The organism is Porticoccus litoralis (assembly GCF_030676955.1).
GTDB lineage: Bacteria > Pseudomonadota > Gammaproteobacteria > Pseudomonadales > Porticoccaceae > Porticoccus > Porticoccus litoralis.
The window spans coordinates 411695-436425 of the sequence record NZ_JAUUUU010000002.1 but is presented as its reverse complement, the minus strand read 5'-3'; the positions used below and the strand labels follow the sequence as shown (position 1 = coordinate 436425).

Genomic DNA, 24731 nt, shown 5'->3' with positions numbered 1-24731 from the left:
GGGTTCTACCCCGAATTTACGGACACTTTAAAGAAGGCCATAATCATGGCTAAGGAGTGTTTGTTATGTCTAAACGTAGAAAATATAGCCCTGAGTTTAAGCGGGGCGCAGTCGAGCAGCTAAATCAACCTGGTGTCACTTGCGCTCAGGTGGCTAGAGAACTGGGTATAGCCCAAAACATGCTTTCTAGATGGCGTAGTCAGATAGAAGAAGCTGGTTCAGAAGCTTTCAGTGGAACTGGTAGTCCTCGAGATCAAGAAATGGCAGCTCTCAAGAGAGAGCTATCTCGCGTTAAAAAGGAGCGGGATTTTTTACGCGAAGCGGCGACGTACTTTGCCAGGGAATCGAGCTGAAGTATCAGGCGATTCGACGTTGCTGCGGACAATATCCTGTCAGGCTTATGTGCCGCTGTTTAGGTGTTTCACCTAGTGGATATTACGACTGGTCTAAAAGACCCTTGTGTAAGACTAAGCTTGAAAATAAGCGCCTACTAAGCAAGATCGAAGATATTCATGAAGATAGTCGAGGCATTATTGGTGCGCCTAGAATGCATGAAGATTTATTGGATGATGGAGAGTCTGTTAGCTTAAATCGAGTGGCTAGAATCATGGCCACAAATGGACTGCAAGGCTGGCCTAGAAGAAAGAAGCGCAGCATGCGTGGCAAGGTGCAGATGTACTCCCCTGCAGTTGCAAATCATCTTAACCGTGATTTTTCAGCACTAGAACCAGAGACCAAATGGGTCACTGACATTACTGAGATGAAAACGGATGAGGGCAAATTGTACTTATGTGTCGTCATGGATTTATATCACAAGATAATTGTTGGTTGGTCTATGCACCATAGGCAGGACCGTCACATGGTACTCAAGGCTGTTGAGATGGCGCATTGGCAGAGACAGTCCAGCGATAAAGTCATATTGCATTCAGATCGTGGAAGTCAGTTTAGAAGCTACGTCTATCAACGATTCTTGAAGGAGAAGAATATAGTCAGTTCAATGAGCGCAGTTGGACATTGTGGTGATAATGCGGCTTGTGAGGGCTTTTTTGGAATGATCAAACGTGAACGATTAAATCATACACGTTATCCAACTCGAGATGCTGCTAAGGCAGATGTTTTTAATTACATAGAATTGTTTCATAATCCGAGGATGCGACGCCGAGTGGCTAAGCAAGATTTAAGGATTCAATCTTTATTAAACCGTCCGTAAAAACGGGGTAGAACCCTGACTATTTTCAGATGTATTTTGAATCCACTGCTCAATATCGCTCTCAAGCCATCTAATGGATGACCCAATGTGGAAGGGTGTAGGGAATTGACGAAGACCAAGTTTGTTGTAGACCCATGACCGGCTAAAACCGATACGGTTACAAACATCTTTAATGGTGAGATATCTCATAATGTACTCCTGGTTGATAAAATGTAGGAGTAATTATCAGTCTGGAAATAGGCAGAAATCTATATAAAACAGTATGTTATAGGTACATCTCTGGCCTGAAAAGTACCTTTTAGTTACCTTTCTGGCCTAGAACCTGAATCACCACTGACTCAAATCTGAATTCGTTACACAGTTTTGTATTGAGCTTTGATCTCCGGGGCATACTTTTTCACGTGTTTTAGGGTAGTGGTTTTTGCATAAGTGGAGATTTTCCTTTCAATGAGAAAATCAGCGATTTGTTCGTAGGTCATTTTATAACCTTGACCCTGCCTATAAAGCTGATCCAACTCTTGCCTAATCAGGTTATGGAGTCTCTCTTTTTTTTCTGTTTTTGACTTGCTTCCAGCTGCTCTCCCTTTTGCAAGATTCTTTGCAATCTTTGAGAACTTTTTTTCATATTTCGCTACCTTGATCAGGGCATCATTATCATCACAAAAGAGGAACGAATTTCTATAGCCTAATGCCAGTAAGTGAGAATACTTTTCAAGATCGTCCAGGTTCTTTTCTTTCCTAGCTTCTTTGACTTTGTTTATTATCCTCATTAGAGCAAGAGCATCTTCCTTAACGAGTTCAAAAACATCTATATCATCAGTTGGTAAGCAAGCATCATCATCAAGATACCTTTTCGCATCCATTGCAATATCTTCATGTTTAGGACATCTCTTTGGCCAAGTATATCCCTCGTCATCAGCTGCTTCAGGCTGCCAGCTATCAACTATGATCGGGTATTCTTTACGGAATGCTTTTAGAGTATCTAGGTCTTTTTTATTCATAGGTCACCCTGCCAGATCCAGATGTTGTAGAAGCCTACTTATCTAAAGCGGTTTTATGAGAGGTAGATCTTATTTGATCAAGGTAATCAGCCCACCACTGCATCATCGTTATACGATCATCCATGTAGCGAGCATGATGTGTATATGCCGCTCTCACCCCATTGCGCTCCTGATGTGACAACTGCCGCTCAATTGCATCTGGATTAAAGCCCTCCTCATTCAGAATAGATGATGCCGTAGCCCTAAAACCATGAGGAACAGCTTTGCTCTTACCTGCTGTTTTTCCATCGTAGCCCAGCTTAAAGATAGCTCGGCGCATAGTGTTGTCACTCATTGACTGATGACGATTTCTTTCCGAGGGGAAAACCAAGTCATACTGGCCAGTGACTAATTGAATCTGCTCAATAATATCTATGGCCTGAGATGAAAGTGGAACTAAGTGATCTGTGTTCATTTTCATCCGATCGCCAGGAATTCGCCATACTCTGGTTTCAAAATTAAACTCTTCCCAACGAGCCCCCCGCAGCTCTCCCGAACGGACGAAGGTCAGCACCAGCAGCTGGATAGCCAATTGCGTCAAAAGTCGCCCCTGCTCATGATATTTATCCAGTGCATTAAGGAACCCAGGAAGCTCTTCTCTTGGCAGTGAGTCTCTGTGGCTAGTCTTTCGCCGTTTAAGTATGCCTTGCAGTTCAGTGGCCGGGCTTTGTGTCAGCCTGCCAGTCTGAACTGCATAGCGGCATACACGACCAATGTCTTGGAGAACCCTGGCAGCCACATCCAGCGCATCTCTACTCTCAATTTTCCTGATTACTGAGATAATGGCTTGAGGGTGTATCTCAGCAATTGGCTGACTACCGAGATAAGGAAGCACGTCATTCTCTAACCGGCCCCAAACGCGATTGGCGTGATCTTGCTTCCACGTTCCTTTCTGATGCTCCCACCACTCCTTTGCTAATGAAGCGAAGCTGTTCTGTGCATTAATACGCACCCCTTGCTTCTCATTCTTCCTTAAGAGGCTAGGATCAACACCCTGAGCCAACTGACGCTTTGCCTCTATCGTTGATTCGCGCGCTTCTTTAAGAGAGACAGCAGGGTAGACGCCTATGGCAAGGGTTTTTTGCTTATCAAGAAAGCGGTATTTGAGCCGCCAGTATTTAGAGCCATTCGGCTTAACCAACAGCCGCAGACCCTTCTCATCAGTCAGCCAATAGTCTTTGAGCTTAGCTTTAGCTTGACGAACTTGCACATCTGTTAAAGGCATTTGGTGCTACCAAATAGAAATTGAACCGAGATAGCACCAAATGTAGCACCAGATAACACCAGATGCCAGCAGACATCTATGGACAGGAATGGATGGTTCAGACACAAAAAACCCCGGAAAACCGGGGTCTTATGTACATCCTTGAACTTCTGTGGATGTTGAAATGGTGCCCAAGGCCGGACTTGAACCGGCACGGCTTACGCCACTACCCCCTCAAGATAGCGTGTCTACCAATTCCACCACTTGGGCAATTAACGGTTGTTACTCTGTACCTGCAGGAGCGGGAATGTCTTCCACAGGTGCCGAGGGTATATCTTCATCTACGGAAGGAATGTCCGATTCCTGGACTTCTTCCAGTATTTCCATTTGTACGGCCTCGAGTTCAGGCAGCACTTTGTCGCCAACTTTGGCGTTATCCTTGGCCATTACCGCCAGGGCAAAGCTGGTGACAAAAAATACGGTCGCCATGATGGCGGTGACCTTGCTGAAGAAGTTCCAGCCACCGGCACTGCCAAATACGGTTTGTGAGGCACCGGAACCAAATGATGCGCCGGCTTCTGCGCCCTTGCCCTGTTGCACCAGGATCAGTCCAATAATGGACAGAGCCGTCAACAGGTGAACAATCAATATCAGTTTTTCCATTTGCCTGCTTCGCCTTGAGGTTAGGCCAGTTTACAAATCTCGCCAAATTCGGCGCTGTTCAGTGAGGCTCCGCCCACCAGAGCGCCGTCGATATCCGGCTGAGCAAACAGCTCCGCCGCATTGGCAGCTTTTACACTGCCGCCGTAGAGCACCCGGGTGCCCTCGCCGTTCGCGCCCAACTGCTGGCGAATGGCCTGATGTACTTCCTGAGCCTGTTCGGCAGTGGCTGTTTTGCCGGTGCCTATGGCCCAAACCGGTTCGTAGGCGATGACCGCACTGCAAACCGCTTTTATACCAGCTGCCTGAATCACTGCATCCAGCTGGCTGTTAATCACTGTCAGGGTTTCACCCTGTTCACGCTGCGCGAGAGTTTCCCCGACACAGAGTATGGGCACTAGCCCTTCGGCCTGGGCCGCCATAAATTTGGCTGCCACCTGTTCGTCGTTCTCGCCGTAGAGCGTACGCCGCTCGGAATGACCAACTATGGCGTAACGGCAACCGATGTCGCGCAACATATCGGCACTAACTTCGCCGGTATAGGCGCCCTGCTGCTGCTCAGAGACGTTCTGTGCGCCGACACCAATGTCGGTGTCATGCAGAGCCGCAATCACCTCGGGGAGATACACGTAGGGCGGACAAACCACCACTTCCACTCCACCAAGCTTCGGCAAGCCTGCCAGAAGCGCTGCAATCGATTCGCGAGAACCGTGCATTTTCCAGTTGCCTGCTACCAGGGGACGACGCATATTAAGGTTTTCCCGGCCCTGAAAAGGGGCGCAATATTAACGAAGTTACCGCCAAACTACAACTGATCAAGGTTCGATTACAAAGGGCCAAATACGCCATTCTTCGGCTTTCAAACCAACCTGCAATCAACCGACTTCGTGTGTCACCACTTCCGCCACACGGGTCACCAGTTCATCCACCAGTTTGGCGTCTTCTCCCTCCACCATTACACGCACCAGCGGCTCGGTACCGGAGGGACGCAATAGCACCCGTCCTCTATCGCCCAGGGTCTGCTCAGCTTCTGCCACGGCCTCTTGTATGCGGGGGAAATTTTCCAGTTTGAAGTTCTGCTTGATGCGCACATTGATCATCTTTTGCGGGAATTTTTTCATGCCCTTTTTCAGATCGTTCAGCGAGGTGTCGGTATCGCGCATGGCATAGAGCACCTGCAAAGCTGCTACCACTGCATCGCCGGTGGTAGTCAGGTCGCTACAGATGATGTGGCCAGAACTTTCGCCCCCTAACTGCCATTTGCGTTCGCGCATGGCTTCGATCACGTAGCGGTCACCCACCTTGGCGCGGAAGAACGGAATACCCAGCTCTTTAAGCGAGATTTCCATGCCGAAGTTGCTCATCAAGGTACCCGCCACACCACTGCATTCGCCCTGTTGGTGGCGATGCTTGGCAATGACGAACAACAATTCGTCACCATCCACCATATGGCCCTTGTGATCGACGAACAACACACGGTCGCCATCACCGTCGAAGGCAATGCCCATATCGGCACCTTGGCTGGTCACAGCTTCCTGCAATAATGCCGGTTTGGTCGAGCCGCAGTTTTCGTTGATATTGAAGCCGTCGGGGTTGACCGCCATTTCCACCACTTCAGCACCCAGTTCGCGGAATACACTCGGCGCGGTATGGTAGGTGGCGCCATTGGCGCAATCCACCACCAGTTTCAAGCCTTGCAGGTTGCTTCCCGCTGGCAGGGTGCCCTTACAGAATTCAATGTAACGTCCTACCGCATCAGGGACCCGATGCGCCTTGCCCAGTTTGCTGGACTCTTCGGTGACGATGTCATTTTGCAAGTATTGTTCGATGGCCAGCTCCACTTCATCGGGCAACTTGAAGCCATCACCACCGAAGAATTTGATGCCGTTATCGTAATAAGGATTGTGCGAGGCACTGATAACAATACCCGCCTGGGCACGGAAGGTGCGGGTCAAGTAGGCAATGGCTGGCGTCGGCATGGGGCCGAGAAGGGCTACATCCACCCCCCCGGCAATCAACCCCGCCTGTAGGGCCGATTCAAACATATAGCCGGAGACGCGGGTGTCCTTGCCCATCACAATCAGTTTGCGGCCCTGGGTCTGCTCGCTGAAGACCTTCCCCGCGGCCCAGCCCAGTTTCAGGACAAAATCAGCGGTGATCGGGTGAACACCCACTCTGCCACGAATACCATCTGTACCGAAAAATTTTCTTCCCATGTCTATCTCTCGATCGCTGTCATTATTTTCAATGCGTCAGCCGTAGCCGATACGTCGTGCACCCGCACAATGCTGACGCCCTGTTGCGCGGCCAGCATCGCCATGGCCACACTGCCTACCATGCGTTGCTCAACTGGTTTGTCCAGCAGCGCACCAATCATCGATTTTCGGGAGACGCCCACTAACAGAGGCATTCCCAACTGTTGTAACTCCCCCAAACCCCGGAACAAGTCCAGGTTATGTTGCAGGGTTTTGCCAAATCCGAAGCCCGGGTCCAACAGCAGTTTATCTCGCCCGATTCCGGCAGCCTCACAGGTTGCCACACGCTCAGCCAGAAAGTCTTTGACCTCCTGCACAACATCTTCATATTCCGGACGTTGCTGCATGCTATCCGGCTCGCCGGACATATGCATCAGGCACACGGGCAAGCCGGTTTCAGCGGCTGCCTGTAATGCCCCGGGACGTCGCAGCGCCCGCACATCGTTGATCAGGCTGGCCCCCGCCTCTGCGGCGGCGGTCATAACCTCAGGGGTACTGGTATCTACAGAAACCGGCACATCGAAACGTGCTGTTATCACCTCGACCACCGGCACTACCCGCTGTAATTCCTCTGCCACTGTAACGGAGGCAGCGCCCGGGCGGGTGGACTCGCCACCCACATCGATAATATCTGCTCCTTCCTCAACCATGGCCTCTACCCGCCGCAGGACCCTGGACATATCCAGATGACCATCACGGCCATGAACGGCACCACCATCGGAAAAAGAATCGGGAGTGGTATTCAACACGCCCATAATTCGGGGGGTTGAGAGATCCAGCAGGTAGCGCCCCAGCTGCATCAGCTAGAGCTCTGATTGAAGGCAAAGCCAGGGATGAATCTCAACATGGAAAAACAGCTTTCAGAATTGCACAAAAGCCCCCGGCCAGAGACTGGCCGGGGAACTGTTTAATGCTCGTTGGCAGGACCACCTACGGTGCCGACATCATCGGCATCACCGCTATCGGTTTCGCCGCCATCGGGGCCGGGTCGACCACCGAAACCCTGGTCGTGCCAGTCGCGTGGAGGACGTACTGGCTTGCGGGCCATCAGATCATCCACCTGATCGGAGTCGATGGTTTCGTACTCCATCAGGGCATCTTTCATGGCATGCAGCACGTCGATATTGTCTTCAAGGATTTTCTTGGCACGGTCGTAACTCTCATCCAGAACACGACGCACCTCAATATCGATTTCCCGAGCGGTATCTTCCGAATAGGTGGTATTGCCGGTACCAGGCACCTGGGACTCTTCCTGGCCGTACAGCACCGGACCCATGGAATCCGATAGACCCCAGCGAACCACCATATTGCGAGCCATTTGGGTGGCGCGCTCAATATCGTTGGATGCCCCGGTAGTTACCCCATCGGCTCCGTGAATCAGCTCCTCGGCAATACGCCCACCAAACAAACTGCACAACTGGCTGGACAGCTGACGACGGCTCATACTGTACTTATCTTCTTCCGGCAGGAACTGGGTGACACCCAGAGCCCGGCCACGGGGAATAATACTCACCTTATGAATCGGGTCGTGCTCCGGCATCATGCGACCGACAATAGCGTGACCGGCCTCATGGTAGGCAGTATTTTCCTTTTCCTTCTCCGACATCACCATGGAGCGCCGCTCGGCACCCATCATAATTTTGTCGCGGGCTTTTTCGAACTCTTCCGTGGTCACAATCCGCTTGTTGGCACGCGCTGCGAACAGGGAGGCCTCGTTCACCAGATTGGCGAGGTCGGCCCCGGAAAAACCGGGAGTTCCGCGGGCGATAATACCCAGATCAACGTGCTCATCCAGGGGCACCTTGCGCACGTGTACTTTCAGGATCTGCTCGCGACCGCGAATATCTGGCAGGCCGACAAAGACCTGGCGGTCAAAACGGCCGGGGCGCAGCAGCGCCTTATCGAGTACATCGGGGCGGTTGGTGGCGGCGATGACAATAATGCCTTCGTTGCCCTCGAAACCGTCCATTTCCACCAGCAACTGGTTCAGGGTCTGCTCGCGCTCGTCGTGACCGCCGCCGTAACCGCCACCGCGGTGACGACCCACTGCATCAATCTCATCGATAAAGATAATACAGGGAGCCTGCTTCTTGGCCTGCTCGAACATGTCGCGCACCCGGGAAGCGCCCACACCAACGAACATTTCCACAAAGTCGGAACCGGAAATGGAGAAAAATGGGACCTTGGCTTCGCCAGCAATGGCCTTGGCCAGCAGGGTTTTACCGGTACCGGGTGGACCCACCATCAGCACGCCCTGGGGAATACGGCCACCTAGGCGCTGGAAGCGTGAGGGATCGCGCAGGAAGTCCACCAGTTCGTGGACGTCTTCCTTGGCTTCATCCACACCGGCCACATCGGCAAACGTGGTTTTGATCTGGTCTTCACCCAACAGGCGCGCCTTGCTCTTGCCAAAGGCCATGGGACCACCACGGCCACCACCGCCACCCTGCATCTGACGCATGAAGAACATGAAGATGGCCAGGATCAGCAAAATCGGGAACGATGCCACCAGCAGTTGCGTCCACAGGCTCTGCTGTTCCGGCTCACGTCCCTGAACGGTGACGTTGTTGTTGAGCAGGTCGCCCATCAGCCCGGAGTCCGGGACATTGGGGCGAATGGTCTTGAAGCTACTACCGTCGGCGCGCTTGCCCTCGATAGTCAGACCCTGGATCTCTACATTGGTGATCCGACCTGTCTGCACCTCTTCAATGAAAGAGGAGTAACTGATCTCATCCTCTTTGGCGGGGGGACTAAAATTCTGGAATACCGACAGCAATACCGCCGCGATAATCAGCCACAACACTAGATTTTTGGCCATATCGTTCAACTAAACTTCCTCACATTAATGCTGACGACATCCATCGTGCAGCAACACAGGGGACCACTTCTGAATGGCCCCCGCTAACTAATACTCTTTTACTGTTACTTTAGACCACGGGCCACCAGATAAACTTCCCGCGAACGGGACCGGGAAGCATCGGGTTTGCGGGTTACCACCCGCTGAAAACGGCTTTTAACCTCCTGTAGAAAGCTGTCAAAACCCTCGCCGTGGAATACTTTGGCAACAAAAACGCCCTCAGGTTTCAAAACCTGAGACGCTAAATCAAGCGCTAACTCTACCAGATACATGGCCCGTGGCTGATCCACCGCTTTCATACCACTCATATTGGGGGCCATGTCTGAAATTACAAGGTCTGCCTGCCCATCGTCCAGCAATTGCAGAATTTCTTCAAACACGGCTTCCTCGGTGAAATCGCCCTGCACGAAGTCCACACCGGCAATACTGTCCATGGGCAGTATGTCCGAAGCGACTACTCGCCCTTTATCACCCACCAGTTTAACCGCCACCTGGGACCAGCCTCCGGGTGCAGAACCGAGGTCAACAACGGTCATGCCGGGCTTAAAAAGGCGATCTTTTTCCTGAAGTTCCAGCAACTTATAGCTGGCACGGGAGCGATAGCCCTCCTGCTGGGAGCGCTTCACGTAGTGATCTTTGTTGTGTTCCTGCAGCCAGCGGTGGCTGCTTTTTGAGCGTCCCATATCAACCTGATAGCAGTTCGGCTAGAATACGCGCCGTTAAACAGGACAGCTATTCTATGACACTTTCCAACGAGGACAAAAAGCATCTGCGCCGACTGGGCCATAATCTCAATCCGGTAGTGACCGTGGCTGGCAATGGTCTCAGCGAATCCGTTCTCGCCGAGATTGATCGAGCCCTGAACGATCACGAGTTGATCAAGGTAAAACTGGCGGTTGGCGGCAAAGAAGCCAAACAGCAAGTGATTGCCGAAATCACCGAAAAGCTCCATGCCGAGGCCGTACAGTCCATCGGCCACATCGTGCTGCTGTTGCGCCGCTCAGAAAAACCTAACGCCCACCTGTCCAACCTGCTGCGGTAATCCATACCCGCAGCCACACTGCCCCTTCACTAACCCGCAAATGGTTGCGCACCTGGGCTATTTGCCCAGGTGCTGTAGAAACCATTCCTGCGCTGGTCCTGAGGCCGCTTCGAAGTCATTCACATAGGCATCGAAATGTCCCCCTGATAGAGTCACCAGCCGTTTTGGACCAAGTGCCTCTTCGTAAGCCTCAAGGGCCAGGTCGGAGACCGTCAGCACATCATCCAGCGCCACAATCATCATAAACGGCGTCGGGCTGATATAGCGGGCATAACTGATAGGTTCATATTCGGTGAACATTTCCACGGAACGCAATGTCACCTCGTTATGCCACGAGGGTGCACGGGTTTTTCCGGTCTCGGTGAACCAGGTCCAGCTGTCCGGGGTGGGCAGTGCCGAAGGCGCCGCCGGGTCCTCGGCTACCACAGGAATCATGGCCGGGGCCGCGCCGTTCATTCGTGCTCGACGGTCTTCATCGAACATGGCCTGTACCGAGGCAAGGTAATCAGAGCGAATCAGCCTGCGCACGTTGCGATGGCCACTGGCCAGCGGCACCTGGGAAACCACACACTTCACCCGGCGATCCAGTGCGCCCACCACCATAACGTGCCCGCCGCTGTAACTTGACCCCCAGATACCGATCCGCTGGGCATCGGTTTCCGGCAGGGTTTCGGCGTAGGTAATAGCATCGCGGTAATCGCGAACCTGCTGCCAGGGATCAATTTCATAACGGGGCTCGCCATCACTGGCCCCGAAGTTGCGGTTGTCGAACACAACGGACGCCAGGCCGACTTCGGCAAATGCTTCCGCAAAGCGGTCGAGATACATTTCTTTTACGGCCGAAAAACCATGGGCCATGACGATGGTTGGCACTGGCCCCTGGGCACCCTCCGGCACATAGTGCCAACCCCGTAGCGTCACCCCATCTTCGGTTTTGAACTCGATATCCTTGCGCATGTAAATGCCCCCTGTTTTTATTTTGAGGGCACATACTGGCAGAAAGTAATATTGGCGTCGACAAGGCGCACAACTCCGTCACCAGCAACACGCTTGCAAGAAAAAACCGGACAAACCCTGTTACTCAGCCGCGCTGGCGAAAGACAAACATAAAAAAAGGGGCTTTTCAGCCCCTTTGCGGTGATCGTCAACAATCACTTGAATAAACAACTGGCACTTAAAGGTGCTTCACATCATCTATTTCGTATTCCACGTCGCCGGACGGCGTTCTGACCACAACAATATCGCCAATTTCCTTGCCAATCAGCGCCCTGGCGATGGGAGACTGGTAGGAAATCTTGTTGGATTTCACATCCGATTCATCGTCACCAACAATCTTGTAGGTCACGGTTTCGTCGTTATCCAGGTTGATAATGTTCACAGTGGAACCAAAGATCACCTTATCCCCGGCGGGCATCTTGGTGACATCAATGATCTGCGCATTACCCAGTTTGCCCTCAATCTCCTGAATACGACCCTCGGCAAAACTCTGCTGCTCACGGGCTGCATGGTATTCAGCATTTTCTTTCAGGTCACCGTGTTCTCGGGCCTCGGCGATTGCCGCCACGATACGCGGGCGTTCCACTTTCTTGAGATTGTCGAGCTCCTTGCGGAGCTTTTCCGCACCCTCAACCGTCATGGGAATTTTTTGCATCAGACATTCCTCTTATGCAGTTCCTGCAATCGTCTCACTTTTATTTCACCCGCTTGAGCCAGGGCCATGCACACCGCCTGACCGCCAGCCAGCGTGGTTGTGTAATACACGCCGTGTTGTTCCGCGCTGGAGCGAATGGTGGATGAGTCGGCAATCGCCTGACGACCCTCAGTGGTATTCACAATCAGGTCAATCTGGTCGTTTTTGATCATATCCACAATATGCGGACGACCCTGTTTGACCTTCATCACCCGCTCCACCGGCAATCCGGCATCCTCAATCAGCTGAGCTGTGCCGCCTGTGGCCACAATTTTGAAGCCACAGTTGATTAGCCCCTGGGCGACACTAGCAATGCCGGGCTTGTCCGGATCGCGTACGCTGAGGAACGCCGTGCCCGATGTGGGAATCGGGTCACTGGCACCCAGTTCTGCCTTGGCATAGGCCTCGGCAAAGGTATCGCCAACCCCCATTACTTCCCCGGTGGACTTCATCTCGGGGCCGAGAATCGGGTCGATACCCGGGAATTTGTTGAACGGTAACACTGCCTCTTTCACGCTGAAATAGGCCGGAATAATTTCGCGGGTAAAGTTCTGATCCAGGAGGGACATGCCCACCATGCAACGTGCCGCAATTTTTGCCAGGGATGTACCAATACATTTGGACACAAACGGTACAGTACGTGATGCCCGGGGATTCACTTCGATTACATAGATCTTGCCATCCTGCCAGGCAAGCTGAACGTTCATCAGACCCTTCACGTTGAGCTCTACCGCCATGGCCTTAACCACGTCGCGCATGTCGTTCTGCACATCTTCCGGCAGACTGTACGGCGGCAGGGCACAAGCGGAGTCACCGGAGTGAATTCCCGCCTGCTCAATATGTTGCATGATGGCACCAATCACCACATTTTCGCCGTCACTGACCGCGTCGATATCGACTTCAATGGCCGAAGACAGGAAGTAATCCAGCAACACCGGTGCATCTTCTGAAACCTGCACGGCATCACGCATGTAGCGTAGTAACTCTTCCTCACGGTAGACGATTTCCATGGCCCGGCCACCCAGTACGTAGGATGGTCTGACCACCAGCGGATAACCGATACCTGCCGCTGCACCTATCGCTTCTTCACTGGAACGGACAATGGCGTTGGGTGGTTGCAGCAAGTCCAGCTTGTGAATCATCTGCTGGAAGCGTTCACGGTCTTCCGCCCGGTCAATCGCATCCGGGGTGGTACCAACAATCGGCACACCTTCGGCTTCCAGGGCACGGGCCAGTTTTAACGGCGTCTGGCCACCAAACTGAACGATGACGCCCTTGGGTTTCTCCAGGCGGACGATTTCCAGCACATCCTCAAGGGTAACGGGCTCGAAATACAGCCGGTCAGAGGTGTCGTAATCGGTGGAAACGGTCTCGGGGTTACAGTTGACCATAATGGTCTCGTAACCATCTTCACGCATGGCCAGCGCCGCATGAACACAGCAGTAATCGAATTCAATACCCTGACCGATACGGTTGGGACCACCGCCCAGGACCAGGATTTTGTCACGCCCTGAGGGCTGTGACTCACACTCTTCCTCATAGGTTGAGTACATGTAGGCAGTAGCCGTCGCAAATTCCGCTGCACAGGTATCAACCCGCTTGTAGACCGGGTGAATACCGAGGCTGTGACGGTGCTTGCGCACTGCGGCTTCCGACGTCTCCAGCAATACCGCCAGTCGTTTATCGGAAAAGCCCTTGCGCTTCAGCCTGAACAGTTTTTTCTCATCCAACGCCGTCAGAGAATTGCCCTGCAGAGCCTGCTCCTGCTTGATCAGATCTTCGATCTGAACCAGGAACCAGCGATCAATAGCGGAGTGTGCAAATACCTCATCCACCGTCATCCCGGCACGGAAAGCATCACCCACATACCAGATGCGCTCGGCACCGGGGTTGCTGAGCTGCTCGAGCAGTTCGGCCATGCCCTCTTCGGTGGAAGCATCCACCTTCGGTTCAAAGCCGGCAGAGCCTACTTCAAGGCCACGCAGGGCTTTCTGTAGGGACTCCTGGAAAGTGCGACCGATGGCCATCACCTCTCCCACCGATTTCATCTGGGTGGTGAGTTTGGCGTTGGCCTGGTTGAATTTCTCAAAGGCAAAACGCGGAATCTTGGTGACCACGTAGTCGATGCTGGGCTCGAAAGACGCAGGCGTAGCACCGCCAGTAATGTCGTTCTGCAATTCATCCAGCGTATAACCCACCGCCAGCTTGGCCGCCACCTTGGCAATGGGGAAGCCGGTAGCTTTCGACGCCAGGGCGGATGAGCGGGAAACCCGGGGGTTCATCTCGATCACCACCAGTCGGCCATCTTTGGGGTTCACGGCAAACTGCACGTTGGAACCGCCGGTTTCCACTCCAATCTCACGCAGCACCGCGATGGAGGCGTTGCGCATAATCTGGTATTCCTTGTCCGTCAGTGTCTGGGCCGGTGCCACAGTGATGGAATCACCGGTGTGCACCCCCATGGGATCGAAGTTCTCGATGGAACAGATGATGATGCAATTGTCGTTTTTGTCTCGCACCACCTCCATTTCATATTCTTTCCAGCCGATCAGCGATTCGTCGATCAACAACTCGTTGGTGGGCGACAAATCCAGACCGCGACGGCAGATTTCCACAAATTCCTCGCGGTTGTAGGCGATGCCACCACCGGAGCCACCCATGGTAAAGGATGGACGAATAATACAGGGGTAACCGAAACGATCTGGTACCTGCAGAGCCTCTTCCAGACTGTGCACAATCACCGCATTGGGGGTTTCCAGGCCGATGGCTTTCATGGCTTTGTCAAAGCGGTCGCGATCTTCCGCCTTGTCGATGGCATCGGAGTCGGCGCCGATCATGTCGACGCCGAATTCTTCCAGCACCCCTTCGCGGGCCAGATCGAGCGCACAGTTTAGGGCTGTCTGTCCGCCCATGGTGGGCAGCAGAGCATCCGGGCGCTCCTGCTCGATAATCTTCGCCACAGTGCGCCATTCCACCGGTTCGATATAGGTGGCATCGGCCATGGCCGGATCGGTCATGATGGTGGCGGGGTTGGAGTTCACCAGGATCACCCGGTAACCCTCTTCACGCAGGGCTTTACAGGCCTGGGCGCCAGAGTAGTCAAACTCGCAGGCCTGTCCGATGACAATGGGACCGGCGCCGAGGATCAGGATACTTTTGATATCGGTTCTTTTTGGCATAAGTCGTCGTCAGTTTAGGCCGTAGCCGTTAACTTGGTACCTGTCAGCAGGTGTTATTCGGTGCCATTACAGACACCGCGCACGGAATAGAGCCAGGTTCAGCTGGCCTGGCCGCGCGCCTCAATCAATTCGAAAAAGTGGTCAAACAGCGGTGCTGCATCATGGGGGCCGGGACTGGCTTCCGGGTGACCCTGGAAACTGAATGCCGGCTTGTCCGTGCGGTGAATCCCCTGCAGCGAGCCGTCAAACAGTGAACTGTGGGTCGCGCGGAGATTGGCCGGCAGGGTCGCCTCATCCACGGCAAATCCGTGATTCTGGCTGGTGATCATCACCGTACCGTTATCCAGATCTTTCACCGGATGGTTGGCGCCGTGATGGCCAAATTTCATTTTCACAGTCTTGGCGCCACTGGCAAGGGCCAGCAACTGGTGCCCCAAACAAATGCCAAAAACCGGGATGTCGGTTTCCAAAAACTCGCGAATCGCCTGTATGGCGTAATCGCAGGGCTCCGGATCCCCCGGTCCATTGGACAGAAAAATACCATCGGGATTCATGGCCAGCACGTCTGCCGCAGGAGTTTTGGCAGGCACTACCGTGAGGTTGGCACCACGGTCCACCAGCATGCGCAAGATGTTGTGCTTGGCGCCGAAATCATAGGCCACCACGTTATAGGGCTTGTTTTCCGGCGCAGTAAATCCAGCACCCAACTGCCAGCTACCCTCGGACCAGGTGTAGGATTTATCGGTGGTAACTTCCTGGGCCAGATCCATGCCTTTCAGACCGGAAAAGGCACGCGCTGCAGCCAGCGCTTCGTCACGATCGACACGACCTGCCATCAGGCAACCACTCTGGGCACCTTTTTCACGCAGGATACGGGTCAGTTTACGAGTATCAATGTCGGCGATACCAAGAATATTGTTCGCCTTCAGGTATTCATCCAGCGCCTGCTCGGAGCGGAAATTACTGACAAGAAGCGGCAGGTCACGAATCACCAGACCCGCAGCCCAGATGCGTTCAGACTCACAGTCTTCGCTGTTAACGCCGACATTGCCGATATGCGGATAAGTCAGGGTAACGATCTGGCGCGCATAGGAGGGATCAGTGAGGATTTCCTGATAGCCCGTCAGTGCTGTATTGAATACCACTTCACCACTTGAGAGCCCATCTGCGCCAATGGCGATACCCTCAAACACAGTGCCATCCTCAAGCGCGAGAATAGCGGACCGATGGCTATCGGTATTCAAAGTAACCTCCTCAACCTTAAAGGGAATTATTACAGTGACAGCTCATTTCCTTCAGCAACAATCCGGTGCAGTTTAGCTAACGCCAGGCTGTAAAAAAGCGAGATGAAACCGCACGTCTCACCTCGCTTTATAATTCTTCAACCGCGTCCCTCACCGCTGATTACAGGACTTGCTTTGTCTGCGGAAACTAACGGCGCATTCTAGGGCAAGCACCCCGACCTGTCCAGCCGATATCATGCCGTCCGGGGCAAATAATTGGCTGTTCTCACAGACATGTCCTCACTTCAGACCGAGCACATCCTGCATATCGTAAAGGCCTTTTTCCTGCCCCTGCAGCCAGGCGGCGGCCCGCACAGCCCCGCGGGCAAAGGACATGCGGCTGGAAGCCTTGTGGGTAATCTCCACACGTTCACCATCTGCCGCAAACATCACCGTGTGATCGCCGACGATATCGCCGGCGCGGACCGTAGCAAAACCAATGGTCTGACGCTCCCTGGCGCCGGTCTGCCCTTCCCGGCCGTAAACAGCCACCTCGGACAGATCGCGACCCAGAGTTTTGGCCACCACTTCACCCATGCTAAGGGCGGTACCCGAAGGGGCATCCACCTTGTGACGGTGATGGGCCTCGTAAACTTCAATATCCACATCGTCGCCAAGCACTTTGGCCGCCATTTCCAGTAATTTGAAACAGAGGTTGACCCCGGTGCTGAAATTGGACGCTATACACAGGCCGGTAGTATCGGCTGTCGACAGCAACTGCTGCTTTTGTTCCGGGGTGAACCCGGTGGTACCGACCACCATTTTTTTGCCGGCAGCCGCACAGGCCTCGGCATTGGCCAGTGTTGCCAGCGGCGCCGTGAAATCAATCAGGACATCGAACTGATCCAGTACCTGGGTTATATCGCCAACCACCGGCACATTGAGCTTGCCGATACCTGCCAGCTCTCCAGCGTCAGCACCGATGAGTGTGCTCTCCGGCCGCTCGATGGCCACTGTCAACTGTGTGTCGGGGTTCAGGGTTACCGCTTCTATCAGGGTTTTCCCCATACGACCGGCCGCACCGGTCACTGCAATTCGTGTCATAGGGTATTCTCGTTATTTTTCAGACGTGAATCGCACTACAGCGCGAAGCCATCAAAGAATTTCTTTACACCTTCAAACCAGGATGTTTTGCGGGGCGAATGTTTGCCGCCCTCAAGGCTCTCCTGCAATTTACCCAGCAGCTCCTTCTGTTCCGCATTGAGGTTGACCGGGGTTTCCAGAATAACACGGCACAAAAGATCACCCTGACCTCCACCACGAACGCTGGTGACGCCTTTACCACGGAGCCTGAACAATCTTCCGGTCTGGGTCTCCGCCGGAATTTTCAACTTCACCCGACCATCCAGCGTCGGCACTTCAATTTCACCCCCCAAAGCGGCATCGACAATACTGATCGGCACTTCGCAGTTTAAATCGCGACCTTCACGACGGAACAGGGCATGCTCCCTGACGCGGACCTGAACGTACAGATCACCGGCAGGCCCACCTTCGGGTCCAGCTTCACCTTCACCGGCCAAACGAATGCGATCACCGGTATCAACACCGGCAGGAACCTTGACGGATAACGTCTTGGTATCGTGCACCCGACCCTGTCCATGACAGGTGCTACAAGGGTCACTGATAACCTGACCGCGACCACGACAGGTGGGACAAGTTTGCTGAACCGCAATAAAGCCCTGGGACATGCGCACCTGACCATGCCCACCACAGGTGGAACAGGTCGTTGGAGTGCTACCTTTCTTGGCACCGGAACCGTCACAAGGCTTACAGGCCACCAGCGTCGGCACCTTGATCTGGATGGTTTTGCCCCTGACGGCATCCTCAAGGTCCAGGTCCAGGTCGTAACGCAGGTCAGAACCACGGCGCGGACCGCCGCGGCCACCCCGGCCACGACCACCTTGACCAAAAATATCGCCGAACACATCGCCGAAAATATCGCCAAAATCACCGAAGCCCGCGCCACCGGGGCCGCCACCAAAACCGCTATTGGGATCTACACCCGCGTGGCCGTACTGGTCGTAGGCTGCTTTCTTTTCCTTGTCAGAAAGCACTTCGTAGGCTTCCGTCGCCTCTTTAAAGATGTCCTCGGCCTCTTTGTTGTCAGGATTGCGGTCCGGGTGATTCTTCATCGCTATGCGGCGGTAGGCTTTTTTGATCTCCTCCGCAGAGGCACTTTTGGCTACACCGAGAATCTCGTAAAAATCGCGTTTGGCCATGGCGTATCAACTTCTGTTGTCGGGTTAACTGCCCAGCGGGCAGCGTATCAAACTAATCCGTGCATCCTGCAAAATCATTTCCTGTCAGACGCAGCAAGGCGCGGGCATGACCCGCGCCTGCTTCCGGCTGGAAGGCCGGTAACGACAATCAGGGAAATCCCTTACTTCTTGTCGTCTTCCTTCACTTCCTCGAACTCGGCATCAAGCGCGTCGTCCTGGTTGCCACCGGCTGCGGCAGCACCCTCGTCAGCCGCGCCGGCCTGGGCAGCTTCTGCCTGCTCTGCATACAGCTTCTGCGCCAGGTTGGCAGAGGCTTCAGACAACTTGTTAGCTGCCGCATCCATGGCTTCCTTGTCGTCACCCTTCACCGCCTCTTCCACTTCCTTGATAGCAGATTCGATGGCTTCTTTTTCCTCGGCACTGGCTTTGTCACCGGCTTCCTCGAGGGTCTTCTTGGCCGCGTGGGCCAGACCATCGGCAGCGTTGCGAGCCTGTACCAGCTCTTCAAACTTCTTGTCTTCGGCGGCATTGGCCTCCGCATCCTTGACCATGTTTTCAATTTCTTCATCGGACAGGCCGGAAGAAGCCTTGATCACGATGGACTGCTCCTTGCCGGTGGCCTTGTCTTTGGCGCTAACGTTGAGAATACCGTTGGCATCAATATCGAAGGTCACTTCAATCTGGGGCATACCGCGAGGTGCCGGGGGAATATCCGCCAGGTCAAAACGACCCAGGGACTTGTTACCCGCCGCCTGCTTGCGCTCACCCTGAACCACGTGGACAGTTACCGCGGTCTGGTTGTCATCTGCCGTGGAGAAGATTTGTGATTTCTTGGTAGGAATCGTGGTGTTCTTCTCGATCAGCGGGGTCGCCACACCGCCCATGGTTTCAATACCCAGAGTCAGCGGGGTCACATCCAGCAGCAGCACGTCTTTGACATCACCGGACAGAACCGCGGCCTGAATCGCAGCACCTACAGCCACCGCCTCATCAGGGTTTACATCTTTACGTGGTTCCTTGCCAAAAAATTCGGATACGTATTTCTGTACCAGTGGCATGCGTGTCTGACCACCGACCAGAATCACGTCTTCAATATCTGAAGCAGATTTGCCCGCATCTTTCAGAGCCATTTTGACCGGCTCCATGGAGCGGGACACCAGCTCTTCAACCAGGGACTCCAGCTTGGCGCGGGTCAGTTTCACTACCAGGTGCTTCGGACCAGTGGCATCTGCTGTGATATAGGGCAGATTTACCTCGGTCTGCTGGCTGGAAGACAGCTCGATCTTGGCTTTTTCTGCGGCCTCTTTGAGTCGCTGCAGAGCCAGCGGGTCATTGTGCAGATCAATGCTGCTCTCTTTCTTGAACTCTGCGGCCAAGTATTCGATCAGGCGCAGGTCGAAATCTTCACCACCGAGGAAGGTGTCACCATTGGTCGACAGCACTTCAAACTGGTGCTCTCCATCCACATCGGCAATTTCAATGATGGAAATATCGAAGGTACCACCACCCAGGTCATAGACAGCGATAACGCGATCGCCCGCGCCCTTGTCCATACCGTAGGCCAGGGCTGCAGCCGTCGGCTCATTGATAATCCGTTTGACTTCGAGACCGGCAATCTTACCGGCATCCTTGGTCGCCTGACGCTGGGAATCGTTGAAGTAAGCCGGCACGGTAATAACGGCCTCGGTGACTTTTTCACCCAGGTAATCTTCCGCGGTCTTCTTCATTTTCTTCAGCACTTCGGCAGAGATCTGCGGCGGCGCTTTCTTATCGCCCTTCACTTCAACCCAGGCATCACCGTTGTCGGCCTTGGTGATTTTGTAGGGCACCATCTTGATGTCTTTCTGCACCACATCATCTTCGAAGCGACGACCAATCAACCGCTTCACCGCAAACAGGGTGTTGCTCGGGTTGGTGACAGCTTGACGCTTGGCGGACTGACCCACCAATACTTCGTTATCATCGGTAAAGGCCACGATGGAAGGCGTGGTGCGCGTTCCTTCAGCATTTTCGATGACTTTCGGTTTATCGCCCTCAAGAACAGCCACACAGGAGTTGGTGGTGCCGAGGTCAATGCCGATAATCTTGCCCATTTTCTGAATCTCCGGGTTAAATCAATCTATTAATAATTGGCTTCTGGTTGTGTATATTGGCCCGCTTTTCGGGATTTCAACCCTCACCATCGGTATTTGCTTGCGCGGTAGCAGCTTTGGACACCACGACCATTGCGGGGCGCACCAGGCGCCCGTTCAGGGTGTAGCCTTTCTGGAACACATCTACCACGGTGTTGGGCTTCACTTCCTGCATTTCCAGTATGCTCATAGCCTGGTGCAGCTCGGGGTCAAATGCCTCGCCCTTTGGGTCAAGTGTGTCGACCTTGAAACGCCCGAGTACGTCCAGAAAACTCTTAAGTGTCAGCTCGATGCCTTCTCCCACCGCCTTGAATTCTTCATTGCTGACATCAATGGCGCTGATGGCCCGCTCCAGGTTATCTACCACTGGCAGGAGCTCACCCACGAACTTCTCCAGTGCATATTTGTGAGCGTTTTCAACATCCCGTTCCATACGGCGACGCAGGTTCTGCATCTCCGCCTGGGTGCGTAAAACGTGGTCCTTTGCCTCGGCCAAATCGGCCAACACCTGCTCCACGCTCAGCTCCTGGCTTTCTTCAGCCTGAGATTCCTCCGGCTGAGTTTCGGTAGTCTGTTCCGCCTCCGGCTGCTGTTGTTCCGGTTCCTGCGAATTATGCTTTTCCGTCGACACGCAACGATCCCCCTCTGGACTTTGGTTCACCGGCTATATTGGGTCTTAACAACTAGTTTCAAGGGCAGACGCACTTAAAAATTCTGTATACCATTAGCCTTCGCACAAATCGCAACACTGACTCGGAACAGCCCCTTGCTCACCAGCCTCAGCGTCAACAATTTCACCCTGGTGGAATCTCTGGAAGTGGATTTCAGCGCTGGCATGTCCGCATTGACCGGGGAGACCGGCGCCGGCAAATCCTTGCTGCTGGATGCACTGTCCATGGCCCTTGGAGATAGAGCGGACACCGACCGCATTCGGGAAGGCCAGGAACGGGCAGAAGTAACTGCCCTGTTTGATATTTCGCAAGCCCCCCAGACCCATCAATGGCTGACGGACAATGATTTCGCCAATGACAACGATGAATGCCTGTTGCGGCGGGTGATCACTCGGGAAGGCCGCTCTCGGGGCTACATCAATGGTCAGCCGGTGACGATGCAACAGCTGCGAGAGCTGGGCGAAATGCTGATCGACATTCACAGTCAGCACGAGCATCAGTCCCTATTGCGCAAGGAAAGTCATCGCCAGATTCTGGACGCCTTCGCCGGCAGCAGCGATCTGGCTGCGTCTGTGCGTAACTGTCAGCAACAGTGGAGTCGCCTCAACCAGCAGCTGCAACAGCTCACCAATGCCAGCGATGAGCTGGACGCCCGCAAGGCATTGATACAGTTTCAGCTCCAGGAATTTGAAGAACTGGGTCTGGCTGAGGGCGAACTGGCCCAACTTGAGGAACAACAGCAGCTCTTGGCCAATGCCGAATCCATTCTGAAAGACAGTCACACCCTGATCGAATTATGCCGGGAGGGAGATAATTTCAACCTTCAGGATGGGCTGAACCGTGCTGTACAGCTGTTGAGCGCGATGCCAAACAAGCCCCAAGGGTTACTCGAAGCAGAAAAACTGCTGAACAGTGCGCTGATTGAAGTCGAGGAAGCAGGCCGGGAAGTTCAACATCACCTGGATAGCTTTGAACTGGACCCCGAACAGCTGCAGACCATTGAGGACCGCCTCAGCGCCATCTATCAACTGGCCCGCAAGCACCGCATTCAGGCCGAGCAGCTGACGGAAAAGCAAAATGACCTGCAACATGAACTGGATGAACTGACCGGCGGCGCAGAGAGCCTGGAAACCTTGCAAGGGCAGGTCGATCAGCTACTGGCTCAGTACCAAAAAATGGCACAAGCCCTGAGCCAACAACGTGCAGAAGCCGCCAAACTACTTTCCAGCCAAGTGGAGCAACAGTTCGCCTCCCTATCCATGAAAGGTGCCCGCTTCGTGGTGGAACTTCGCCCTGGAAATCCTGAAAAACCTTCAGCCCATGGCTTGGAAAGTGTGGAGTTTCTTATCGCCACCAATCCAGGGGCAGAACCCAAACCCCTGTCAAAAATTGCTTCCGGTGGCGAGCTGTCCCGTATCAGCCTGGCCATTCAGGTGATCGCCGCCCGCCATGCCACTATTCCAACACTGGTATTTGATGAGGTGGATGTCGGTATTGGCGGTGCCACCGCCAGTGTAGTGGGGGAACTGCTGAGGGAACTGGGCAACCGCGGCCAGGTTATCTGTGTTACCCACCAACCTCAGGTAGCTGCTTGTGCTCACCACCAACTCCTTGTCAGCAAACAGACCGGCACGAACACCGCACACAGCGATATTCAACCCCTTGGAGAATCTGAACGAATTGAGGAGATCGCCCGCATGCTGGGCGGCGCCTCCATCACTGACACCAGTCGCGACCACGCCAGGGAGCTGCTGACTCTGGCCAATCCATCCAGTTGATCTGAGTCAATACTGCCCCTCGAAGAGAATTTTATGCTTTCGCCTCCAACTATCAGGAGGAAAATAAGATGCTAGCAGAAGATACTGCAACCTTGGGTAGAGTCGGCAAATTGATGTTGATGGGAATTGGCGTGATGTTTGTGCTGATTGCCGTGGCATCTACCATCGCCTAGCCCATTTACACCCTGCTGACGACCAAACTCGTCGGCAGGGTCCCATCTCTTCCCCCATTTACCGCCTCCAAGCTCGACGTAAAGAAATCACTGGGTTACCCTGAAAGCCCTGAGTCTTTCTATGGGTTCATTTGATGATTTCTGAATTTTTCTCCGCGAGCTTTAGTCTCTCCATGCTTCCCGCAAGGCTGGCGGTACGCAATACCAAAGCCACCTTTCAGGCCATACGTGACCTGCCTACCATGATGAAAAATGCCCCTTTCGAGATGTATCAATCCCGCGAGGAGGCACAAGTGCTGATGGCACAACTGATGTCACGCATCGACCAGCAACTGGGTTGCGACCCAGCCAACCTCAGCAGCCAGGAACGGGAAATGATTGTCGGCCGCGAACTGGCCATGGCAGAGCAGCACCTGGGACAGTCGCTGATCAATATACTCACCGCCTGTCGTGTGTTGACGGCAAAACCCTCACGGGTCATTGAGCATGGCCCCGCCGACCGAATCGACTAGTCAGCGGCTATAAAGACGAGATTTTTGTAGCCGCCATCGCAAGCTGCCAAGCGCTCATCCAGGGGCTCACAAGAGGCCGCTTCCAAATTGCCGATATCCGGCAGTCGTTCGCTCACTGACATATTCCGTTTATCTTTTTTCAGAAACCCGAACATGGTTTCAAACCGTTGCCTGAAGTCCAGGCCGCGACTGGTCACGTCTTCATACAGATAAACGAACTTGCGAAATGAGAACGTCGATCCACCCAGACCGATTTCCAGCATCTTCGACAGGTACTGCCGGTAGGACAAACGCAGGTAGTCCAGCTGCTGCCCCCCGTTCATCCGACCAGGCAGGTCAGGAATCCCCATGCGGTTAGCGTCACCCAGAACCCCCGGGGGCAGCTGGTCATTCCCCTTGTTTGCCACTAACCGATAGTGACTGTCGCCGCAATGGAGGGATATCCCTTCCAGAAGACAGGCACCACCCTGAACGGTGGACATGAATTGTTCGGCCTTTTGCGGTGCCGGCATTTCTGTTTTTTGCCGCACTGGCATCGCAAGACCAACACCTACCTTTGCCGCAGGTCGTTTGAGCAGTAACGCCTGTGTCATTTCATCATTGCGTCGGAAGTCATAAAAAGCGGGCAATTTCCCTCCTTGCCCCAGCGCCTTCAGCTCGCAGAAAATCTGCTCATAGTAGGTTTCTGCCAACAGCAAACAGGCTTCATCGGCCCAGCCCGGCAGGGAAGCACCCGCGAGCCATAACCACAACACCGGTTTCAACAACCTTTTCACTCCAGACTCCTGCTTACTGAATACATCGCTCAGATACTTAACCATTAATC

At 53.8% G+C, this 24731-nt stretch carries 20 protein-coding genes, 1 tRNA gene and 2 pseudogenes; 4 read left to right on the top strand and 19 right to left on the bottom strand.

From position 1 onward, the window contains the following. Positions 1-65: 65 nt before the first annotated feature. A pseudogene (locus tag Q8A57_RS06420) lies at positions 66-1221 on the top strand (IS3 family transposase). 34 nt (positions 1222-1255) lie between these two features. On the opposite strand, the pseudogene Q8A57_RS11125 reads toward Q8A57_RS06420, so the two are convergent. The 10 genes and pseudogenes from Q8A57_RS11125 to rlmE all read right to left on the bottom strand — a co-directional run. After that, positions 1256-1399: pseudogene (locus Q8A57_RS11125) on the bottom strand (helix-turn-helix transcriptional regulator); the annotation flags it as partial. A 164-nt stretch (positions 1400-1563) separates the two neighbouring features. Then, on the bottom strand, positions 1564-2211 hold the full coding sequence (locus Q8A57_RS06415; protein ID WP_305170145.1) for a hypothetical protein: 648 nt from the start codon (positions 2209-2211) through the stop codon (positions 1564-1566). Positions 2212-2245: 34 nt separating this feature from the next. Then, on the bottom strand, positions 2246-3475 hold the full coding sequence (locus Q8A57_RS06410; protein ID WP_305170144.1) for a tyrosine-type recombinase/integrase: 1230 nt from the start codon (positions 3473-3475) through the stop codon (positions 2246-2248). A 164-nt stretch (positions 3476-3639) separates the two neighbouring features. Further along, positions 3640-3724, bottom strand: a tRNA-Leu gene (locus Q8A57_RS06405). Between the two features lie 12 nt (positions 3725-3736). Beyond that, a complete protein-coding gene (gene secG, locus Q8A57_RS06400; protein ID WP_305170143.1) occupies positions 3737-4117 on the bottom strand; it encodes a preprotein translocase subunit SecG in 381 nt (126 codons plus the stop codon). A 20-nt stretch (positions 4118-4137) separates the two neighbouring features. Next, positions 4138-4863 (bottom strand): triose-phosphate isomerase, encoded by a 726-nt coding sequence (tpiA, locus tag Q8A57_RS06395; protein WP_305170142.1) that lies wholly within the window; start codon positions 4861-4863, stop codon positions 4138-4140. 126 nt (positions 4864-4989) lie between these two features. Then, positions 4990-6330 carry a phosphoglucosamine mutase gene (gene glmM, locus Q8A57_RS06390; RefSeq protein ID WP_305170141.1) on the bottom strand — a complete coding sequence of 447 codons (1341 nt, stop codon included), beginning with the start codon at positions 6328-6330 and terminating at the stop codon, positions 4990-4992. A gap of 2 nt (positions 6331-6332) precedes the next feature. Further along, positions 6333-7169: a dihydropteroate synthase gene (folP, locus tag Q8A57_RS06385; RefSeq protein ID WP_305170140.1), complete on the bottom strand. Its 837-nt coding sequence runs from the start codon at positions 7167-7169 to the stop codon at positions 6333-6335. Positions 7170-7276: 107 nt separating this feature from the next. Beyond that, positions 7277-9187: an ATP-dependent zinc metalloprotease FtsH gene (gene ftsH, locus Q8A57_RS06380; protein ID WP_305170168.1), complete on the bottom strand. Its 1911-nt coding sequence runs from the start codon at positions 9185-9187 to the stop codon at positions 7277-7279. A 104-nt stretch (positions 9188-9291) separates the two neighbouring features. Next, on the bottom strand, positions 9292-9909 hold the full coding sequence (gene rlmE / locus Q8A57_RS06375) for a 23S rRNA (uridine(2552)-2'-O)-methyltransferase RlmE (RefSeq protein WP_305170139.1): 618 nt from the start codon (positions 9907-9909) through the stop codon (positions 9292-9294). A gap of 56 nt (positions 9910-9965) precedes the next feature. On the opposite strand from rlmE, the gene yhbY reads away from it, so the two are divergent. After that, complete coding sequence (yhbY, locus tag Q8A57_RS06370; RefSeq protein WP_305170138.1) at positions 9966-10268, top strand: ribosome assembly RNA-binding protein YhbY; 303 nt, start codon at positions 9966-9968, stop codon at positions 10266-10268. 57 nt (positions 10269-10325) lie between these two features. On the opposite strand, the gene Q8A57_RS06365 is transcribed toward yhbY, so the two are convergent. The 8 genes from Q8A57_RS06365 to grpE all read right to left on the bottom strand — a co-directional run bounded on the left by Q8A57_RS06365 (position 10326) and on the right by grpE (position 21402). Continuing rightward, a complete protein-coding gene (locus tag Q8A57_RS06365; RefSeq protein ID WP_305170137.1) occupies positions 10326-11225 on the bottom strand; it encodes an alpha/beta hydrolase in 900 nt (299 codons plus the stop codon). 217 nt (positions 11226-11442) lie between these two features. Further along, complete coding sequence (gene greA / locus Q8A57_RS06360; protein WP_305170136.1) at positions 11443-11919, bottom strand: transcription elongation factor GreA; 477 nt, start codon at positions 11917-11919, stop codon at positions 11443-11445. Then, on the bottom strand, positions 11919-15137 hold the full coding sequence (carB, locus tag Q8A57_RS06355; RefSeq protein WP_305170135.1) for a carbamoyl-phosphate synthase large subunit: 3219 nt from the start codon (positions 15135-15137) through the stop codon (positions 11919-11921). The genes greA and carB overlap by 1 nt, the downstream gene beginning before the upstream one ends. Positions 15138-15235: 98 nt before the next feature. Beyond that, positions 15236-16381 carry a glutamine-hydrolyzing carbamoyl-phosphate synthase small subunit gene (gene carA / locus Q8A57_RS06350; RefSeq protein ID WP_305170134.1) on the bottom strand — a complete coding sequence of 382 codons (1146 nt, stop codon included), beginning with the start codon at positions 16379-16381 and terminating at the stop codon, positions 15236-15238. 279 nt (positions 16382-16660) lie between these two features. Then, complete coding sequence (gene dapB, locus Q8A57_RS06345; protein WP_305170133.1) at positions 16661-17464, bottom strand: 4-hydroxy-tetrahydrodipicolinate reductase; 804 nt, start codon at positions 17462-17464, stop codon at positions 16661-16663. Between the two features lie 35 nt (positions 17465-17499). After that, positions 17500-18639 carry a molecular chaperone DnaJ gene (gene dnaJ / locus Q8A57_RS06340; protein ID WP_305170132.1) on the bottom strand — a complete coding sequence of 380 codons (1140 nt, stop codon included), beginning with the start codon at positions 18637-18639 and terminating at the stop codon, positions 17500-17502. A gap of 161 nt (positions 18640-18800) precedes the next feature. After that, positions 18801-20732: a molecular chaperone DnaK gene (dnaK, locus tag Q8A57_RS06335; protein ID WP_305170131.1), complete on the bottom strand. Its 1932-nt coding sequence runs from the start codon at positions 20730-20732 to the stop codon at positions 18801-18803. 76 nt (positions 20733-20808) lie between these two features. Beyond that, on the bottom strand, positions 20809-21402 hold the full coding sequence (gene grpE / locus Q8A57_RS06330; RefSeq protein ID WP_305170130.1) for a nucleotide exchange factor GrpE: 594 nt from the start codon (positions 21400-21402) through the stop codon (positions 20809-20811). Positions 21403-21537: 135 nt separating this feature from the next. On the opposite strand from grpE, the gene recN reads away from it, so the two are divergent. Together recN and Q8A57_RS06320 are read left to right on the top strand one after the other, a co-directional pair. Further along, positions 21538-23220 carry a DNA repair protein RecN gene (gene recN / locus Q8A57_RS06325; protein WP_305170129.1) on the top strand — a complete coding sequence of 561 codons (1683 nt, stop codon included), beginning with the start codon at positions 21538-21540 and terminating at the stop codon, positions 23218-23220. Between the two features lie 307 nt (positions 23221-23527). Then, the gene (locus Q8A57_RS06320) at positions 23528-23905 is read left to right on the top strand and encodes a hypothetical protein (protein WP_305170128.1); all 378 of its coding nucleotides are present in this window, start codon (positions 23528-23530) and stop codon (positions 23903-23905) included. On the opposite strand, the gene Q8A57_RS06315 is transcribed toward Q8A57_RS06320, so the two are convergent. Continuing rightward, complete coding sequence (locus Q8A57_RS06315) at positions 23902-24681, bottom strand: hypothetical protein (RefSeq protein WP_305170127.1); 780 nt, start codon at positions 24679-24681, stop codon at positions 23902-23904. The two genes, Q8A57_RS06320 and Q8A57_RS06315, sit on opposite strands and share 4 nt — an antisense overlap. Positions 24682-24731 lie beyond the last annotated feature (50 nt).

Bases quoted from the DNA above. Each gene is read 5' to 3' on its own strand.
- Q8A57_RS06415 (WP_305170145.1), bottom strand. From the start codon at position 2,211: ATGAATAAAAAAGACCTAGATACTCTAAAAGCATTCCGTAAAGAATAC.
- Q8A57_RS06410 (WP_305170144.1), bottom strand. From the start codon at position 3,475: ATGCCTTTAACAGATGTGCAAGTTCGTCAAGCTAAAGCTAAGCTCAAA.
- secG (WP_305170143.1), bottom strand. From the start codon at position 4,117: ATGGAAAAACTGATATTGATTGTTCACCTGTTGACGGCTCTGTCCATT.
- tpiA (WP_305170142.1), bottom strand. From the start codon at position 4,863: ATGCGTCGTCCCCTGGTAGCAGGCAACTGGAAAATGCACGGTTCTCGC.
- glmM (WP_305170141.1), bottom strand. From the start codon at position 6,330: ATGGGAAGAAAATTTTTCGGTACAGATGGTATTCGTGGCAGAGTGGGT.
- folP (WP_305170140.1), bottom strand. From the start codon at position 7,169: ATGCAGCTGGGGCGCTACCTGCTGGATCTCTCAACCCCCCGAATTATG.
- ftsH (WP_305170168.1), bottom strand. From the start codon at position 9,187: ATGGCCAAAAATCTAGTGTTGTGGCTGATTATCGCGGCGGTATTGCTG.
- rlmE (WP_305170139.1), bottom strand. From the start codon at position 9,909: ATGGGACGCTCAAAAAGCAGCCACCGCTGGCTGCAGGAACACAACAAA.
- yhbY (WP_305170138.1), top strand. From the start codon at position 9,966: ATGACACTTTCCAACGAGGACAAAAAGCATCTGCGCCGACTGGGCCAT.
- Q8A57_RS06365 (WP_305170137.1), bottom strand. From the start codon at position 11,225: ATGCGCAAGGATATCGAGTTCAAAACCGAAGATGGGGTGACGCTACGG.
- greA (WP_305170136.1), bottom strand. From the start codon at position 11,919: ATGCAAAAAATTCCCATGACGGTTGAGGGTGCGGAAAAGCTCCGCAAG.
- carB (WP_305170135.1), bottom strand. From the start codon at position 15,137: ATGCCAAAAAGAACCGATATCAAAAGTATCCTGATCCTCGGCGCCGGT.
- dapB (WP_305170133.1), bottom strand. From the start codon at position 17,464: ATGACACGAATTGCAGTGACCGGTGCGGCCGGTCGTATGGGGAAAACC.
- dnaJ (WP_305170132.1), bottom strand. From the start codon at position 18,639: ATGGCCAAACGCGATTTTTACGAGATTCTCGGTGTAGCCAAAAGTGCC.
- dnaK (WP_305170131.1), bottom strand. From the start codon at position 20,732: ATGGGCAAGATTATCGGCATTGACCTCGGCACCACCAACTCCTGTGTG.
- Q8A57_RS06320 (WP_305170128.1), top strand. From the start codon at position 23,528: ATGATTTCTGAATTTTTCTCCGCGAGCTTTAGTCTCTCCATGCTTCCC.